The following is a 16,798-nucleotide window of genomic DNA, read 5'->3' on the forward strand; positions in this document are numbered from 1 at the left end:
GCTTAGTGACGATGTTCCAGATGGGAGTGCGCTTCGGCATGTGAGTGTTCACTCGGCTCCGGCGCCCGGTTGATACCGCAGTCCGGTGTCTCGCAGTGCCGGTACTCCATCTGAATGGTCACGTGGCCAATCTTGTAGTGTTCCAACAGATAAGCCTGAATGCGTTGCAACAGCCCATCGTGGTCATGCGGCGGGATCACCTGCGCATGCAGCGTCATCAGCTTCTGTTCGCCGATCTGCCAGACATGCACGTGATGGATGTTGCGCACTTCCGGGATATTCAGGCACAGGTCTTTTTGCAGCTTGGCGATATCGACCTCCTGCGGCGTGCCTTCCAACAGCTCGTGGAAACTCTCCTTCAGCAGCCGCCAGGCGCTGCGTAGCACCAGACAGGAGACCAGCACCGACAGGATCGGGTCAATCGGCGTCCAGCCGGTGGCAAGAATGACGATGGCGGCGACGATAGCACCCACCGAACCGAGCAGGTCGCCCAGCACATGCAGCGCGGCGGCGCGCACGTTGATATTTTTCTCTTCGCTGCCGCGATGCAGCAACCAGAAGGCGAACAGGTTCGCCAGCAGCCCCGCTACGGCGATGATCAGCATCGGGGTACCCATCACCGGCTGCGGTGCGAAGAAACGCCGTATCGCCTCCCACAGGATGAATACCACGATCACCAGCAGCGCCGCGGCGTTGAGGAAGGCCGCCAGGGTGGTGAGGCGCAGATAGCCGAAGGTGTGGCGCGCGTTGGGCTTGCGCTGGGAGAAGTGCACCGCCATCAGGGCCACCAGCAGCGCGGCGGCATCGGTCAACATATGGCCGGCGTCGGCCAACAGCGCCAGCGAGCCGGACAACAGGCCACCGACCACCTCGGCCACCATAAAGACGGCGGTGACTAAAAAAGCGGTCAGTAGGCGTTTACTATTACTGTCTTTCGGCAGGTGTACGTGTGGAGTGTCCGACATTATTCATCCTTATGCATAGCGAAAGAGGGGGCGGCGGCGAGCAGGGCGTCCAGCTCCGTTTCTATCTGCGCCACTAACGCCTTTAATTTAGTATAAGCGGCGGCGGCAAGCTCGCCCCGACGTGCGGTATCCACCAGCTGCTGGCACAGCTGCGCGGCTTCCGGCAGCTGCAGCATCAGCAGGCTGCCCTTGATGCGGTGCGCCGCCTGCTCCAGGCGCGGCCAGTCGCTCGCGGCGACGGCGTCCGCGAGCCGCTGCCGGTCTTGGCGCAGCGTATCGCCGAGCGTCTGCGCCAGCCGCTGCAGCATGGCGCGATCGCCACCTGCCATTTCGGCCAGCGTTTGTCGCAGGTCAGTAAGGACTGACTTTTCTTCCTGAGCCTGCGGTTGCTGAGCCAATACCTGGCCGATCGCCGCCAGTGAAATCGGTTTGGTCAGGAAGTGGTCGATCGCCACCAGCCCCGGCGGGATGCGGGTAAACTCCTGCACGTCTGCCGAGCAAAGCACGATGCGGCAAGGCGGGCGTTGCAGCCGCTGTTCGTCGCGGCGGATCAGCCTGGCCAGCGTCAGCCCGTCCGGGCGCGGCATGTTATAGTCGATAAACAGCAGATCGAACGGTTGCCGGCGCTGGGCCTTCAACAGCGCATAGCCTTGTTCAAAGCGGGCGGGTTGCAGCCCGAAGTGGCGCAGCTGGCGTTCCAGCAGCAACAAATTGGTGGGGTGATCGTCGATCAGCGCGGTACGCAAGGCGGAAGACGGCAGAGCATAGGTGTGCTCCTCCTGGGCGACAGCCGGCGCGGCGCCGCTCAGCTCGACCGGTATCGCGACCTCGACGCGGGTGCCGACGCCCGGCTGCGAGTGCAGCTCGATGCGGCCGCCCATCTGTTCGACGATCTCTTTGCAGATAGACAGTCCCAAACCGGTGCCCTGCACCGAAATGCGTTGCGCGCCGCGCGCGCGGTAAAACGGTTGGAACAGCTTGCCTATCTCATCGGCGGCGATGCCGCAGCCGCTGTCGTTCACCGTTAATCGCAATTCCCCCTGCCGCTCATCCTGCGCGCGCCAGCCGATCTCGACCTGAATAGTGCCGCGCAGTGTAAACTTTATCGCGTTGTTTATCAAGTTGTTAGCCACCTGAAGTAAACGCTCACCATCAATTATCACCGCCTCCGGCAGCGCCGGATCCGCCAGCACGCTCAGCGTCAACGGGCGTTCGCCGATCAGCGGCCGGTAAAGGGCGTCGATGCGCGCTACCCAGGGGTGCAGCGCCACCGGTTTCGGCGCCAGCGTCAGCGAACCGGTTTCCAGCCGGGCGTGATCCTGCAGGTCGTTGAGCAGATTGAGCAGCGAAGAGGCCGAGCTGTATATCACAGGCAGGCCTTCCGGCGCGGGTTGGCGTTTGAGCTCCAGCTCCAGCAGGCCGAGGATGGCGTGCATCGGCGTGCGCAGCTCGTGGCTGACGGTGGCGAGGAATTTGCTCTTCATGCGGTTTTCCGCCTCGGCGCGGCGGCGCGCGTGCTCGAGTTCTTCGCGTTCGCGTTTTTCACGGCGCTGCAGCATGAAACGGCGCAGCGTTAGCGCCAGCAGCAGCACGGTGGCGGCGGCCAGCAGCGCCAGCAGCCAGGTGGTCTGCGGCGGCATACGGTTGTCATTCACTGCGTCGATAAGATTGCTGCGGTCGACGATCCACTCGTCGCGCAGCGATTGCAGGGTGTCCGCCGGGATCTGCATCAGATTCTTATCGAGGATCGCCAACAGAAGAGGTTGATCGCGGCGCACGCCGAAGGCCACCGGGTAGGGGATGTTGTTGGCGGCAAAGGCCAGCTTGATGGCGCCGGAATAGCGCGACAGCGCCAAAAAGTTGGCGGAGATGACGTTATCCACCAGCGCATCCAGCTGGCCGTTGGCCAGCGCGTCGTACATCGACTTGCTGTCGGCGAAGCTGACGGTCTGCTCCTGTTCCGGCACCAGCCCCTGCGCCAAATCGCCCTGCAGCACGCCGATGCGCTTGCCGGCCAAATCGCTCCAGGTGGAAATGCCGTCGGCGTGCTGGCCAACGTAAACGCCCCACAGCGAACGGTGGATCGGCATGCTGGCGCCGTAGCGCACCTTGACGCCGCGCGCCAGCGGCAGGGCGGCGCGGAAGCTGGCCTGGCCGGACTGCACCAGCTGATCGGCTTGCTCGGCGTTGCGCGCCCACAGCGGTGCGAAACGCAGCCCGGTGTTTTGCGCGATGATGTTGAGAATGTCGATGGCGTAGCCGCGCGGCTGGCCGTCAGAGCCGCGGTAGGCGAACGGGAAGTTGTTCTCGATGGCGGCGTAGTAAACCACGCGGTGGCTCGCCACCCAATTCTTCTCCATCGTCGTCAGGTCGGCATTGCCGGTGTCGAGGTAGCTGGGGATCTTTTTGCTCCAGCGGCTCTGCAGGGCGTTCATCAGCTCCATCGGCGCGTCGGCGATGGCGGTGTCCAGCGTGTCTATCAGCCGTGAGTCGGCGGCGGCGAACACAAAGGACAGGTTGCCCAGATTCTCGTTGCTTTCAATCTGATAGAGCTGGCCGAGCTGCAGTTGGTCGATGATAAAGCTGGCGCTGGCCTCGTCGGCGATAAAGTAGTCGCTGCTGCCGTTGAGCAGCGAGTAGACCGCCTGCAGATTGTTGTCGTAGCGCTGGATCTGCGACGCCACGGCCTGCAGAGCGCCGCCGGACTGCATGTCGGTCAGCGCGCCGATCGCGACGCGGGCGTTGGCGGAGTTGAGCATCACCGGCCGATCGTTGCTGCGATCGCGCAATACGCGCAGGTTGCTGACGTAATAGGGCTGAGAGATCGCCAGGCCGTGCAGCGCCTCACTCTGCGGGATGCCATACAGCAGATCGATCTTGCCGTCGTGCAGCGCCTGCTCCAGCTGCGTCAGATCGGCAAAGCCGTAAATGGCGAAGCGAATGCCGGTTACCTGCTGGATATAGCCGAGGTAGTCGGCGTTCAGTCCGTACAGATCGTCGTCCACGATGATGTTGTACGGGCTGGTGTTCTCACTGATGATGCCGATGCGCAGCGTTCGGTCGCGCCAGGGGTTTTTCTCGCCGACGATCAGCATGTTCTCGGGGGTATTCAGGTTGCTGACCAGCTGATAGCGTACCGGCTCCGCCGCCTGCGCCAGACCGCACCACAGGAGCAGCAGCAGCAGAGCGCGGCGCATCATGGCGCCAGCTCTTTAAACACCGCCACCAGCTCCAGCAGGTTGCCGGCGCCGGTTTTGCGCTGGATGTTCTTCTTGTGCGTGCTGACGGTCTTGTTGCTGATGTGCAGCCGATCGGCGATCTGCAGGTTGGACAGCCCCTGGCTCAGCAAGCCCAGCACTTCGAGCTCTTTAGGAGTGAGCAGCCCGCCGTCTGCCGTCGGCGCTTCTTCGGCCAGCGCGGCGGCGGGGAAGTGGGTTTCACCGTCCAGCACCTGCTCGATCGCCTGTACCAGCTCTGCCAACGAGCTGCCTTTATTGACGAAACCGTTGGCTCCGGCGGCATGGGCCATGCGCGCATAGACCTCGGCCTCCTGCGCGGTATAGATCAAGATCGGCTGCTGCGGGTAGCGGCGGCGGATTTTTTTCAACAGCTGCAGCCCGTCGACCTGCGGCAGGCCGATATCCAGGATCACCAGGCCGAAAGCGGCCTCGGCCAGCAGGGCCAGCGCCTGGACGTCGTCCTGCGCCGCCTGCAGGCGGTAAGGGCGGGATGATTTCATTAGCGCCGCTTCCAGTGCGACATGAACCACCGGGTGGTCATCAACTAATAACAGAGAGGGCATGTTCAACTCGGGTCGCTTTATATTCCGATCGCTAGCATAGCGAAAAAGGAGGCTCTGCGCTCCCCTGATGAAACAGCACAATATGCTGTTAATTTGGCGGTTCCAGCGGAGGGGGGCAAAGGTGATTTACAGCGCCATTCCCACAGGCTAGATTGTTGGGATCTACACCGTTACGCACTGCGAAATACCCCTCGATACCGAATGGAAAAGCTATGAATTACCAAAACGACGATTTACGCATTAATGATATTAAGGAACTCTTGCCGCCGGTGGCTTTGCTGGAGAAATTCCCGGCCACTGAACGCGCAGCAAAGACGGTGTCCCAGGCCCGCAGCGCAATTCACAATATCCTCCGCGGCAGCGACGATCGCCTGCTGGTGGTGATTGGCCCTTGCTCTATTCACGATACCCAAGCCGCCAAAGAGTACGCGGGGCGCCTGCTGGCGCTGCGTGAAGAACTGAAGGGTGAGCTGGAAGTGGTCATGCGCGTTTACTTCGAAAAACCGCGCACCACCGTGGGCTGGAAAGGCCTGATCAACGATCCGCAGATGGACAACAGCTTCAACATCAACGACGGTCTGCGCCTGGGGCGCAAGCTGCTGGTGGAGATCAACGACAGCGGCCTGCCGGCCGCCGGCGAATTCCTCGACATGATCACGCCGCAGTACCTGGCGGATCTGATGAGCTGGGGCGCCATCGGCGCGCGCACCACGGAATCGCAGGTGCACCGCGAGCTGGCCTCCGGCCTCTCATGCCCGGTCGGCTTCAAGAACGGCACCGACGGCACCATCAAGGTGGCGATCGACGCCATCAACGCCGCCGGCGCGCCGCACTGTTTCCTGTCGGTAACCAAGTGGGGCCACTCGGCGATCGTTAACACCAGCGGCAACGGCGACTGTCACATTATTCTGCGCGGCGGCAAAGAGCCGAACTACAGCGCGGCGCACGTGAAGGACGTCAAAGCTGGCCTGAGCAAAGCCGGGCTGCCGGCGCAGGTAATGATCGATTTCAGCCATGCCAACAGCAGTAAACAGTTCAAAAAGCAGATGGACGTGAGCGCTGACGTTTGCGGGCAGATTAGCGGCGGTGAAAAAGCGATCATCGGCGTGATGATCGAAAGTCACCTGGTGGAAGGCAACCAGAACCTCGAAAGCGGCGAACCGTTGGTTTACGGCAAGAGCGTGACCGACGGCTGCATCGGCTGGCAGGACACCGAAACCGTGTTGCGCGATCTGGCGGCGGCGGTGAAAGCGCGCCGCGGTTAATCGCGAAAATGACAAGGGCCCGGCAGTGGGCTCTTGTTTTAATTCTCATCATTGCACTTCTCTATCTCCCCCTTCCGATAATTTAAGGCTTACAATTAATAGGCCAATGAAATCATTAAGCGACCTCCTTCGCATTATTCCTATTTAATAAAAGAATAATTGTCACTGCTCATGGCATTGTGCTTATATAAGACGCTTTTTTATTCCACAAACCCCGCATGACAAATAAGCGGGGAGTGGTATGACCTATTCCTTTCAGGACGAAAGAATTATGACAAGCAATACCTCGCAGCCGCTGGGGCTGCACCGGATTAAATTCCATGGGAAAGGCGGCGAGTACTTCGCTATTTGGTTAGTCAATGCATTATTGACCATCGTGACCCTGGGCATCTATTCCGCCTGGGCGACGGTGCGTCGTCGCCGCTATTTTTACGGCAACACGGAATTGGACGGCGATCGTTTCGATTACCATGCGCAGCCGCTGCAAATTCTGAAAGGGCGGCTGTTGGTGATCGGTGGCATCATCGTGTTTTATATCCTGCTGGCGGTGGCGCCGCTGCTGGGGCTGCTGGCCTTATTGGCGTTGCTTGCCCTGCTGCCATGGGTGGTGATTCGCAGCTGGCGCTACAATGCGATTATGTCGAGCTATCGCGGCGTACGTTTTAATTATGTTTGCCGCACCGGGCGTGCTTATTGGGCGCTACTGTTCTGCCCGCTGTTACTGATTATCGGGCTTTATGTCGGCTTAATCATTTTGCTCAGTATTGGCAGCAGCTTTGACAGCATTAACGCCATCGGCCTGATGCTGGTGTTGACGTTGCTGCTGGCCGTGCCGGCATTCGCCGCCGTCAACGGTATTATTAGCGCGCTGCAGCACGATCTGTACGTTAATAATCTGTTCTTCGGCCGCACGCCGTTTATTGCCGAGCTGAAAAAGTCGGCCTTTATCAAATTTGCCTTGATCGGCCTGCTCATTTTCCTGCCGTTTATGTTGGCGGCGCTGGTGTGTATGGGGTCGTTCATGCTGTCGCTGTACCAAATGGTATTGATGGGCATACTGACGGATGAAACCGCTGACTTGCTGGTGTTGGAGAATATTGGCAGCCTGCTGCTGATGATGGTGGTGTTGCTGGTTGGCGCCTTGATTGCCGGCAGCTACCAGATTGTCGCCCAACGCAACTATCTGTATAACCAAGCGACGCTGAATGGCAACGTTAAACTGCGCTCTTCCATGCAAACCCTGCCGTATATGGGGCTGTTGATCACCAATACCCTGATCACGCTGTTCTCGCTCGGCTTTGCTGCGCCGGTGGCGGAAGTGCGTCACGCCCGTTATCTGGCGGAGTGCACGGCGGTTGAAGGCGATCTGGCATTGCTGGACATCGCGGCGCATCAGGAAACCGCCAACAGCGCGGTGGCCGAAGAAGCGGTGCAGGCGCTGGATCTGGGCGGCAGCTTCTGAGGCGCCAATGATCCTTGAGGGCGCCTACCAGTTGCCGGGGCGGGCCGCACGTGAGGCGGCCCGCCTGCTGGTGAACGAAAGCGGCGAGGGCGTGACGCTGCAGCGGCAGGATGAGCAACGTTACATCCCCTTGGCGGACATCACCGTCTCTGCGGCGCTGGGCAATATTCCGCTGACGCTGACCTTTAAGGACGGCGCACGCTTTGTGCCGGACGACGACGCGGCGTTTCGCCGCTGGTTCTATCAGCGCCGTTCGCCGGGCTGGGTGCATCGTCTGGAACGCCACAAACGCGGCGTCGCTCTGGCGCTGCTGATGACGCTGCTGGCGGTCGTGGCCTACGTTTACGTCGTGCTGCCGTGGGCGAGCAGCGAGATCGCCATGCGCATCCCCACCTCGGTGGAACAAACGCTGGGCGAACACACGCAGACGTTTTTAAGCCAGAGCGGCTTCAAGCCCTCTGCACTCCCGGCCGAGCGGCAGCGGGCGTTGCAGCAGCTGTTCCGGCAGGTGATGCCGGCTGAGATGCGCGAGGAGCGTACGCCGCTGTCGTTGAAGCTGATGGCGGTGCCCGGTGCGCCGAACGCCTTTATGTTGCCGGACGGCACGCTGGTGCTCAGCGATAGTCTGGTCGCCCTGGCGAAAAACGACGATGGGCTGGCGGCAGTCATGTTGCATGAGATGGGGCACCACGCTCATCGTCACCCGATGCGCATGTTGGTGCGTTCGTCGCTGGTGGCGTTGACGCTGATGTGGATGACCGGTGACGTCAGCGGCATCGGCGATACGCTGCTGCAGTCTGCGTCCTTCGTGAATGAGATGCAGTTTTCCCGCGGGATGGAGCGCGAGGCGGATGCGTTCGCGATAGCGGAAATGCAGCGCCAGGGGCGTTCGCTGGCGCAAATGGCGGCGATCTACCGCGCGTTGGCGCAGGCGCCTGAACGAGAAAAGGCCAATGACTGGGCGCCGCCGGCCTGGCTCAGCACCCATCCGGCAATGCAGGAACGGCTGGACGCGGTGAACGAGGCGATGGCGCAGCAGCCGCGACAGTAATAAAAAAGCCCCCGGTTTTCACCAGGGGCTTTTTCGTTAACGGGCGAAATTACTTCGCTTTACCCTGGTTTGCCACGGCGGCCGCTTTTGCAGCGATCTCGTCGGCGTTACCCAGGTAGTAACGTTTGGTTGGCTTGAAGTTCTCGTCGAACTCATACACCAACGGCACGCCGGTTGGGATGTTCAGCTCGAGGATTTCGTCTTCGCTCAGGTTATCCAGGTATTTCACCAGCGCGCGCAGCGAGTTGCCGTGCGCCGCAACGATCACGCGCTCGCCGCTCTTGATGCGTGGCAGGATCTCTTCGTCCCAGTAAGGAATCACGCGATCGATGGTCAGTGCCAGGCTTTCGGTCAGCGGCAGCTCTTGCTCGGTCAGCGAGGCGTAGCGCGGATCGTGGCCAGGGTAACGTTCGTCTTCTTTGGTCAGTTCAGGTGGGGTCACCGCGAAGCCTCGACGCCATTGTTTCACCTGCTCGTCGCCGTATTTTTCAGCGGTTTCCGCTTTGTTCAGACCCTGCAGCGCGCCGTAATGACGTTCGTTCAGCTTCCAGGATTTTTCGGTCGGCAACCAGGCCTGATCCAGCTCGTCGAGGATGTTCCACAGGGTGTGGATCGCGCGCTTCAGTACGGAGGTGTAAGCGAAGTCGAAAGTGAAACCTTCTTCTTTCAACAGCTTGCCTGCTGCTTTCGCTTCGGTACGGCCCTTGTCGGACAGATCGACATCATACCAACCGGTGAAGCGGTTTTCTTGGTTCCACTGGCTTTCGCCGTGACGCACCAGAACCAGCTTAGTTACAGCCATAGCTTAACTCCTTAATAATCTGACATTTCAATGATAACGAAAATCATTATATTGCCGCGGGCCGGGGCTCGGCAATCGATAGTGTCTAACCATAGCCAATTTCTTGCCGCAAAGTAAGGGCTGGCGAAAGGAAAAAGCTGAATCGTTCAGGCTGGCGCTGCGAGGGAGAAACGGCGCGCCGAAATTGCTCCGGGCGCGCCGTGGCGTGGGGAAAGTCAGGCCGATTTTTTCAGGCAGTTGCTCATGAAGGTTTTACGCGCGTCGCCCTTCAGATCCTTGGTCTTGGCGTCGGCGTTGCAGCTTTTCATTTTCTGCTGCTGCGGCGTCAGGGTTTTGCCCGTCGCGGCGGCGCCTTCGGATTTCAGACAGGTGCTCATAAAGGTGGAGCGATCCGCGCCTTTCAGCGACTTGGTGGATGCCTGCTGGTTGCAATCGGTCATGCGTTTCTGTTGGGCCGCCTGCGCCGGCGAAGGCGTTTTTGTCGCCGTCGTCGCGTCGGCCGCCATCAGATTGGTACTCAGCATTAAGCCCGCCAGCAATGGAAGTGCAGTAATCAGACGCATAGGTGTTCCTTCAGCTATTGATTGGCCGCCATCGGCCGAAAATTGTGACGTTGCACAAGGCGTTGTGCTTATCACGGTAGCCTGAGTGTAGTGCGCGCTTTGGAATAAGGGAAGGTGGGCGCCGGTGGGGGGATAGCGCTAAAAGGTAAGCATTTATAACAAATCGCCCCCGGCCGCACGGCGAGGGGCGTGGCGGGTCAGATAGGATAAAACTGATAATGCGTGGCGCTGCGGTAGCGGCTCCCCGGCTGCAGCCAACAGTCCGGCTGCGGCCATTCGGGATGGTGCGGGCTGTCCGGCAAAAACTCGCTCTCCAGCGCCACGCCGGCGTGGTTGGCATAGCTGCCGCCGTCGCGCGCCGGCGTGCCGGCCAGATAATTGCCGCTGTAGAGTTGCAGTGCGGGCGCGTCGGTGAACACGCTCATCTGCACTTGCCCGTCGGCGGACCATAAATGGGCCGCCGGGCACTCCAGCGCGCCGCAGGTGCGGTGCAGCAGAAAAGCGTGATCGTAGCCTTTTACCCGCTGCTGGTCGCGGTCGTGCAGAAAATCCTGCAGCAGCGTTTTCGGCTGGCGAAAATCCATGCCGCTGCCGTCCACCGGCGTCAGCCCGGCACAGGGAATGCCCTCGGCGTCGACGGGCAGATAGCGTTCGGCGAACAGCTGCAGCCGCTGGGCGCGGGCGTCGGTGCCGGCACCGTCCAGATTGAAATAGGCGTGGTTGGTCAGGTTGACCGGGCAGGGGCGATCGACCTGCGCCAGATAGCTGATTTCCACGCGATTGTCGGGGGTCAGGCGGTAGCAGACCTGCACGTCGAGATTGCCCGGGAAACCCTGATCGCCCTCCGCTGAATGCAACGCATAGCAGACCTGTTGCGCATCGTGCTGTACCCGGCGCCAGCGGCGGGCATGGAAACCGTCGGGGCCGCCGTGCAGCTGGTGGGCGCCCTGATTGGCGGCCAGCGCATGGGGTTTACCGTCGATGGGCAGACTGGCGTTGGCGATACGGTTGGCGTAGCGGCCGACGGTGGCGCCCAGATAGGCGCCCTGACGTTGGTAGTCCGCCGGGCTGCGGCAGCCGAGCAACAGCTCGCGGCTTTCACCGGATTTGAGCGGCAAGACGGCGGACAGCCAGGTAGCGCCCCAGTCCATCAGCGTCACCGTCATGCCGCCGGCGTTTTGCAGCTGCGTCAGCTGATAAGGTTGCCCATCGGGGGCGAGTGCCGCCGTTGCCGTCAGCATAGGCCGGCGCCTTGCGAAGCCTGGCAGACATAGAAGGTTTCCCGCAATCCGCCGGTTTGCCGCGGATACTCGTACGCCACGGCGGCACGCACCGTCTCCACGAGATCTTGCGGTATCAGCGCGACGATGCAGCCGCCAAAGCCGCCGCCGGTCATGCGCACGCCGCCGCGTGGGCCGATCGTCGCTTTGACGATCTCGACCAGCTTATCGATCGGCGGCACGGTGATTTCAAAGTCGTTGCGCATCGAGGCGTGCGACTCCGCCATCAGCCGGCCCATGCGCTGCAGATCGCCGGCCGCCAGCGCCTCGGCAGCTGCCAGCGTGCGGGCGTTCTCGCTGATCACATGGCGCGCGCGTTTGGCCACTAACGGATCGAGCTGGTGTTGACGCGCCTCAAACTGTTCGGGGCTGACGTCGCGCAGCGCCTTGACGCCGAAGAACCGCGCCGCTTCCTCGCACTGTTTGCGGCGGGTGTTGTATTCGCTGTCCACCAGCCCGCGTTGCACATTGGAGTTGACGATCACCACCGCGACGTTGTCCGGCATCGGTACCGCACGGGTTTCCAGCGAGCGGCAGTCGATCAGCAGAGCGCTGTCGCGCCGGCCGAGCGCGGAGATCAGCTGATCCATGATGCCGCAGTTGCAGCCGACGAATTGGTTCTCCGCCTCCTGGCCGTTCAGCGCCAGCGCTACGCCGTCCAGCGGCAGCTGATAGAGCGCCTGCAGCGCCTGGCCCACTGCCACTTCCAGTGCGGCGGAGGAGCTGAGCCCCGCCCCTTGCGGCACATTACCGGCGATCACCAGATCCGCGCCGCCGAAGTCGGCGCTGCGGCGCTGGAGGTGCTTCACCACGCCGCGCACATAGTCGGACCAGCGCTGATCGGGGTGGCTGACGATCGGATCGTCGAGCGAGAATTGATCCTGCTGATTCTGATAATCGGCGGCGAGTACGCGGATCTGGCGGTCGTCGCGCTTGGCGCAGGTGATGACGGTTTGATAATCGATGGCGCAGGGCAGCACGAAGCCGTCGTTGTAATCGGTATGCTCGCCGATCAGGTTCACCCGCCCCGGCGCCTGGATGGTCAACGCCGGCGCGTAGCCGAAGTGTTCGGTAAACAGGGAATGGGTAAGCGGTTTCAGGCTCATGCTTGGGCTCCGGCTTCACGGTAATGAATATCGCTGACGGCGCGCAGACGCTCTGCGGCCTGTTCGGCGGTCAGGTCGCGCTGGGTTTCTGCCAGCATCTCGTACCCGACCATAAATTTGCGCACGCTGGCTGAACGCAGCAGCGGCGGGTAGAAATGGGCGTGCAGCTGCCAGTGTCGGTTGTCGGCACCGTTGAACGGCGCACCGTGCCATCCCATCGAATAGGGGAAGGAGCACTGGAACAGGTTGTCGTAGCGGCTGGTCAGCTTCTTCAGCGCCAGCGCCAGATCTTGGCTTTGCGCCGCGCTGAGATCGGTAATGCGCTGCACCGCCGCTTTCGGCAGCAGCAGCGTTTCAAACGGCCAGGCGGCCCAGTAGGGCACCACCGCCAGCCAGTGTTCGGTGTTCACCACGATGCGTTCGCCGGCGGCCAGCTCGCGCTGCGCGTAGTCCAGCAGCAGCGGGGTGGCGTGTTCCCGAAAATACTCGTGCTGCAGGCGATCTTCGCGCTCGGCCTCGTTCGGCAGAAAACTGTTGGCCCAGACCTGCCCGTGCGGGTGCGGGTTGGAGCAGCCCATCGCCGCGCCTTTGTTTTCGAACAGCTGTACCCAGGGGTACTGCCTGCCCAGCTCATCGGTTTGCGCCTGCCAGGCGGCGACCACCTGCTCCAGCGCCGGCAGCGGCAATTCGGGCAGGGTCTTGCTGTGATCGGGAGAGAAGCAGATCACCCGGCTGACGCCGCGCGCGCTCTGGCTGCGCATCAAAGGATCCTGGCTGTCGGGCGCCGGCGGCGTATCGCTCATCAGCGCGGCGAAATCGTTGGTGAAGACGTAGGTGCCGCGATAATCCGGATTGCGATCGCCGGTGACGCGCGCGTTGCCCGGGCACAGGAAACAGTCGGGATCGTGCGCCGGCAGCGTTTCCGTAGGGACGGCCTCTTGTTGGCCCTGCCAGGGGCGCTTGGCGCGGTGCGGTGAGACCAGCACCCACTGGGCGCTCAGCGGGTTGTAGCGGCGGTGTGGATGATCGATAGGGTTAAATGCCGTCATACGGTTCCTTTCTTGGCGTCGACGAGGTGTAATCGCTTTCAGCCGCCGTCTTGATACGCCCATTGCTGAAAAGGGAGAGTACATTGCGCAAAAAGATAGCATGCCCGCGGCGATAAAAAGGTGATCTAACGCGAAAAATGGAATCGTTTACACTTCATTGAAAAGCGCCGGATAGGCGGAGATGAGCCGGTGGCTACGTGATTGAGGGGATTGCGATGAGCTGCCGGTGATAGCGTTTTCACCTGGTCAACCGGCAGAGAGAGGCTCTCTGCCGGCGTCAGCCGTCAGGGGTGCTGATACAGCGGGTAGGTGAAGAACAGCAGATGGGTCAGGTTAAGCCCGAAATGGAACAGAATCGGCACCCACAGGCGGCCGCTCCACATCCATGCCAAGCCGTAGATCACGCCGGCCAGCGTCGCGAAGATCACCATCAGCATGCCGCCGGCCAAATGCGCGGCGCCGAACACCAGGGCGGCGACGATCAGCGCCGGCCAGGCCCCCAGCCATTGGCTGAGGCGCTGTTGCAGGTAGCCGCGAAACAGCGCTTCTTCGGCCATGCAGACGAAGAACAGGTTCGCCATCACGAACGGCAGGATCCAGGCGGGCGCATGCAGTTCGATTTTTAAACCGCCCAGCGCCACGGCCAGCAGCAACAGCGCCGGTACGCTGATGATCAATGCAATCCAGGAACCCGAGGCGACGCTTTTTTCCGCTTTATCGGTTCTGAACAGCGTGGGCAAGCAGGCGAACAGCAGGAAGGGCACCATCGCCTTGTCGAAGTTGTAATACATGGTGAACGGCGCGCTGAGCGGGCCGGCTTTTTCGCCGTCGATCATCAGCTGGTTGTGGATGCCCGGCACCAGATGCAAGAACAGCGCGATGCAGCCGGCTACCACCAACCCTTCGAACGCGACCGCCAGATTACGCTGCTCGCGAAAATGGTGACGCAGCCCCGCCAACGCTACGATCGCCAGCAGATAACTCAGGCTGAGCGGCGTCAGTACCCCATGATAAAGCCCCATGCCCGCCGAGGCGGCCAGGATCACCCAGGCTATCAGCCGGTTAAACGGCAAGAAAAATAACGAAGCAGCCAGTACGCCCCACATAATATGTCCCTTTAAAATATGTACACGGCGCTCAGCGCCTTTGCGGCGTGCGATGATGGCGAAATTGAGCGCTAAAGCGGATAGTAGCACACCCAAATGACGCTAAAGGTCGGGGCAGTGACGGATTTGTGCATGATGCCGGCCCATACGACCGGCGACAACGCGGGTCAGCCTTTCATCCAGGCCTGCGAGCGGGTGATTTCGGCCAGATTTTGCAGGGTGTCCAGACTCTGCTGATGGATCTCCTGCGTGGGGGCCGCGCACAGGTCGTGCAGCACGGTCACCTGAAAGCCGGCGTCGTGCGCCTGACGCGCGGTGCTCTCGATGGCGAGCGGCGTGCTGACGCCCGCCAGCAGCAGATGATGGCACCGATGCTGCCGTAGCCAGGCTAACAAATTGTTACCGGAGAAGGCGCTTACCGCCGTTTTTTCAAACAGCAGATCGGTCTGTTCCTGATGCAGTTCGGGCACCCAGCGGCAGCCCGGGCTGTTAAGCCGCAGCGCGCCTATCTGTTTTAAATGGTTGAACAGCGGCGAATGGGGGGGAATATCATGATAATCGTCGGCGAATCCCACCCGCACCCAAATCACCGGGATTTTTCGCACTCGGGCGTAGGCCGCGGCGGCATTGACGTTGGCGAGCAGGTGGGTCGCCACCACCTGTTCGCGGCAGTAGTTGGCGCGCCCTTTGGGCCCGATCAGCTCCTCGATCAGGTCGATAATAATCAACGCAGCGGACATGGCGTCTCCAGAAAATGGCCTTCTTTCTTTCTATGATAAAAGGCCAAATGTGATGTGCTGCGGTGAAGTGTTGCCGGATATGTTTACGCCGCGCTTCAGGCGGAGGCCGCCTCCAGCCGTTGCTGTTGGTAGCCGTAGCCGCCCTCGCCGTCGGGCACGAAGCTGAGGCGGTGAGTGATGCACTGCGGCGCGTCTTCGGCATGGTGCGAGACGAACAGCAGCTGGGTGGCGCCCTGGCCGATCAGCACGTCGATGAAGCGACGCACCAGCTGGCGATTGAGCGGATCCAGCCCTTGCAGCGGCTCGTCGAGGATCAGCAGCGCCGGGTGTTTCACCAGCGCGCGGGCGATCAGCGCCAACCGCTGTTGGCCCCAGGAAAGGCTGTGGAACGGGGCATCGCCGCGCGCGCCGTCGAGCCCGAGCAGCGCCAGCCATTGTTCGGTCAGCTGCCGCTGACGATCCGACACCGCCTGATAAATGCCGATCGAATCGAAGAACCCCGACAGCACCACGTTGTGCACGCTGGTGTTGACGCGATAGTCCAGATGCAGGCTGCTGCTGACGTAGCCGATATGGCGCTTGATCTCCCAGATGGTTTCCCCGCTGCCGCGGCGGCGGCCGAACAGCGTCAGATCGTTGCTGTAGCCCTGCGGATGATCGCCGGTGATCAAACTGAGCAGCGTGGATTTGCCGGCGCCGTTCGGGCCGACGATCTGCCAATGTTCACCGGGGTTAACCTGCCAGTCGAGATGATTGAGGATCGGCCGATCGTTATAGCTGACCACGCCGTCGCGCAGAACGATCAGCGGCCGATCTGCCGGCAGCGTCACCTTTTGCGTCGGATCCTCGGTCTCCGGCAGCGCCAGCCCGCTGAGGTTTTCGCTGTGCGCCAGCTGCGCCACCAGCGCGTCCGCCATCACCTGGCGGCGCGGCCCGCGGCTGGTCAGGGTGCAGTCCGCCAGCACGCCCACCTGCCGCACAAAATCCGGTATTTCGTCGAACCGGTTGAGCACCAGCACCACGGTTTGACCCTGGGCGGAAAGCTCGCTCAGCAACGCGGCGAGCTGCGCGCGCGAGTGAACGTCCAGCCCGTCGAAGGGCTCGTCGAGGATCAGCAGGTCAGGCTCGGGCATCAGCGCCCGGCACAGCAGGGTTTTACGCGTTTCGCCGGTGGAGAGGTATTTGAAGCGGCGCGTCAGCAGGGCGGTGATGCCGAACTGCGCGGCCAGCCGCTCGCAGCGCGCGGCGTCTTTCACCTCTTCCTGAATGATTTCCGCCGCGGTGCGGCCGGTGTCGTCCTCGTCCGCGCTGAGCAGATCGGTGTTGTTGCGTTGCCACTCGTCGCTGACCATTTTTTGCAGCTGTTCGAAGGAGATGCGCACCGCGTGCTGAAAATCGCTGCGGCGTTCACCGCTCAGCAGAACCAGTTCGTCCACCAGCGCGCGCGCCAGGGCGGACTTGCCGCTGCCGTTGGCGCCGACGAAGGCCCAGCTGTCGCCGGCCTGGATTTCCAGCGCGTCCAGCGTCAGGGTGCGGGTATCGCTTAAGCGGAATGAACCTTGCGAAATGTGCAACGACGACATCACCTGTTCCTTTTTTTGCAATTA

At 61.6% G+C, this 16,798-nt stretch carries 14 protein-coding genes; 3 read left to right on the plus strand and 11 right to left on the minus strand.

What is annotated here, in order from left to right; genetic code table 11:
* Positions 1-2 precede the first annotated feature (2 nt).
* Genes zitB through C3F38_RS08725 form a run of 3 tightly spaced genes read right to left on the minus strand, consistent with a single transcriptional unit; the run spans position 3 to position 4,767 of the window.
* Entirely contained in the window at positions 3-965 is a 963-nt protein-coding gene (gene zitB / locus C3F38_RS08715) for a CDF family zinc transporter ZitB (RefSeq protein WP_055317475.1), read from the minus strand.
* Positions 965-4,165, minus strand: a complete 3,201-nt coding sequence (locus tag C3F38_RS08720) for a transporter substrate-binding domain-containing protein (protein WP_055317476.1) — start codon at positions 4,163-4,165, stop codon at positions 965-967. Before C3F38_RS08720 ends, zitB begins: the two co-directional genes overlap by 1 nt.
* A complete protein-coding gene (locus tag C3F38_RS08725; protein ID WP_038877570.1) occupies positions 4,162-4,767 on the minus strand; it encodes a response regulator transcription factor in 606 nt (201 codons plus the stop codon). Before C3F38_RS08725 ends, C3F38_RS08720 begins: the two co-directional genes overlap by 4 nt.
* Before the next feature lie 212 nt (positions 4,768-4,979).
* On the opposite strand from C3F38_RS08725, the gene aroG reads away from it, so the two are divergent.
* From aroG to C3F38_RS08740, 3 genes are all read left to right on the plus strand, one after another.
* The gene (gene aroG, locus C3F38_RS08730; RefSeq protein ID WP_038877552.1) at positions 4,980-6,032 is read left to right on the plus strand and encodes a 3-deoxy-7-phosphoheptulonate synthase AroG; all 1,053 of its coding nucleotides are present in this window, start codon (positions 4,980-4,982) and stop codon (positions 6,030-6,032) included.
* A 271-nt stretch (positions 6,033-6,303) separates the two neighbouring features.
* Positions 6,304-7,494, plus strand: coding sequence for a YjgN family protein (locus C3F38_RS08735; protein WP_055317483.1), 1,191 nt, complete (start codon positions 6,304-6,306; stop codon positions 7,492-7,494).
* 7 nt (positions 7,495-7,501) lie between these two features.
* Complete coding sequence (locus C3F38_RS08740; RefSeq protein WP_055317477.1) at positions 7,502-8,545, plus strand: M48 family metallopeptidase; 1,044 nt, start codon at positions 7,502-7,504, stop codon at positions 8,543-8,545.
* Between the two features lie 49 nt (positions 8,546-8,594).
* On the opposite strand, the gene gpmA is transcribed toward C3F38_RS08740, so the two are convergent.
* The 8 genes from gpmA to modF all read right to left on the minus strand — a co-directional run bounded on the left by gpmA (position 8,595) and on the right by modF (position 16,774).
* Positions 8,595-9,347 (minus strand): 2,3-diphosphoglycerate-dependent phosphoglycerate mutase, encoded by a 753-nt coding sequence (gpmA, locus tag C3F38_RS08745; RefSeq protein ID WP_004939834.1) that lies wholly within the window; start codon positions 9,345-9,347, stop codon positions 8,595-8,597.
* A 215-nt stretch (positions 9,348-9,562) separates the two neighbouring features.
* On the minus strand, positions 9,563-9,910 hold the full coding sequence (locus tag C3F38_RS08750; RefSeq protein ID WP_033642211.1) for a PsiF family protein: 348 nt from the start codon (positions 9,908-9,910) through the stop codon (positions 9,563-9,565).
* Positions 9,911-10,107: 197 nt separating this feature from the next.
* Entirely contained in the window at positions 10,108-11,151 is a 1,044-nt protein-coding gene (galM, locus tag C3F38_RS08755; protein ID WP_055317478.1) for a galactose-1-epimerase, read from the minus strand.
* Positions 11,145-12,296 carry a galactokinase gene (gene galK / locus C3F38_RS08760; protein WP_047728448.1) on the minus strand — a complete coding sequence of 384 codons (1,152 nt, stop codon included), beginning with the start codon at positions 12,294-12,296 and terminating at the stop codon, positions 11,145-11,147. The genes galM and galK overlap by 7 nt, the downstream gene beginning before the upstream one ends.
* Positions 12,293-13,345 carry a galactose-1-phosphate uridylyltransferase gene (galT, locus tag C3F38_RS08765; protein ID WP_047728445.1) on the minus strand — a complete coding sequence of 351 codons (1,053 nt, stop codon included), beginning with the start codon at positions 13,343-13,345 and terminating at the stop codon, positions 12,293-12,295. Before galT ends, galK begins: the two co-directional genes overlap by 4 nt.
* A gap of 284 nt (positions 13,346-13,629) precedes the next feature.
* A complete protein-coding gene (locus C3F38_RS08770) occupies positions 13,630-14,451 on the minus strand; it encodes a CPBP family intramembrane glutamic endopeptidase (protein ID WP_055317479.1) in 822 nt (273 codons plus the stop codon).
* A 167-nt stretch (positions 14,452-14,618) separates the two neighbouring features.
* The gene (locus C3F38_RS08775; protein WP_055317480.1) at positions 14,619-15,191 is read right to left on the minus strand and encodes a cysteine hydrolase family protein; all 573 of its coding nucleotides are present in this window, start codon (positions 15,189-15,191) and stop codon (positions 14,619-14,621) included.
* Positions 15,192-15,286: 95 nt separating this feature from the next.
* Entirely contained in the window at positions 15,287-16,774 is a 1,488-nt protein-coding gene (gene modF, locus C3F38_RS08780; protein WP_055317484.1) for a molybdate ABC transporter ATP-binding protein ModF, read from the minus strand.
* Between the last annotated feature and the right edge of the window lie 24 nt (positions 16,775-16,798).

Source organism: Serratia sp. SSNIH1, from assembly GCF_002935055.1.
In the GTDB taxonomy this organism is placed as follows: Bacteria; Pseudomonadota; Gammaproteobacteria; order Enterobacterales; family Enterobacteriaceae; genus Serratia; species Serratia nevei.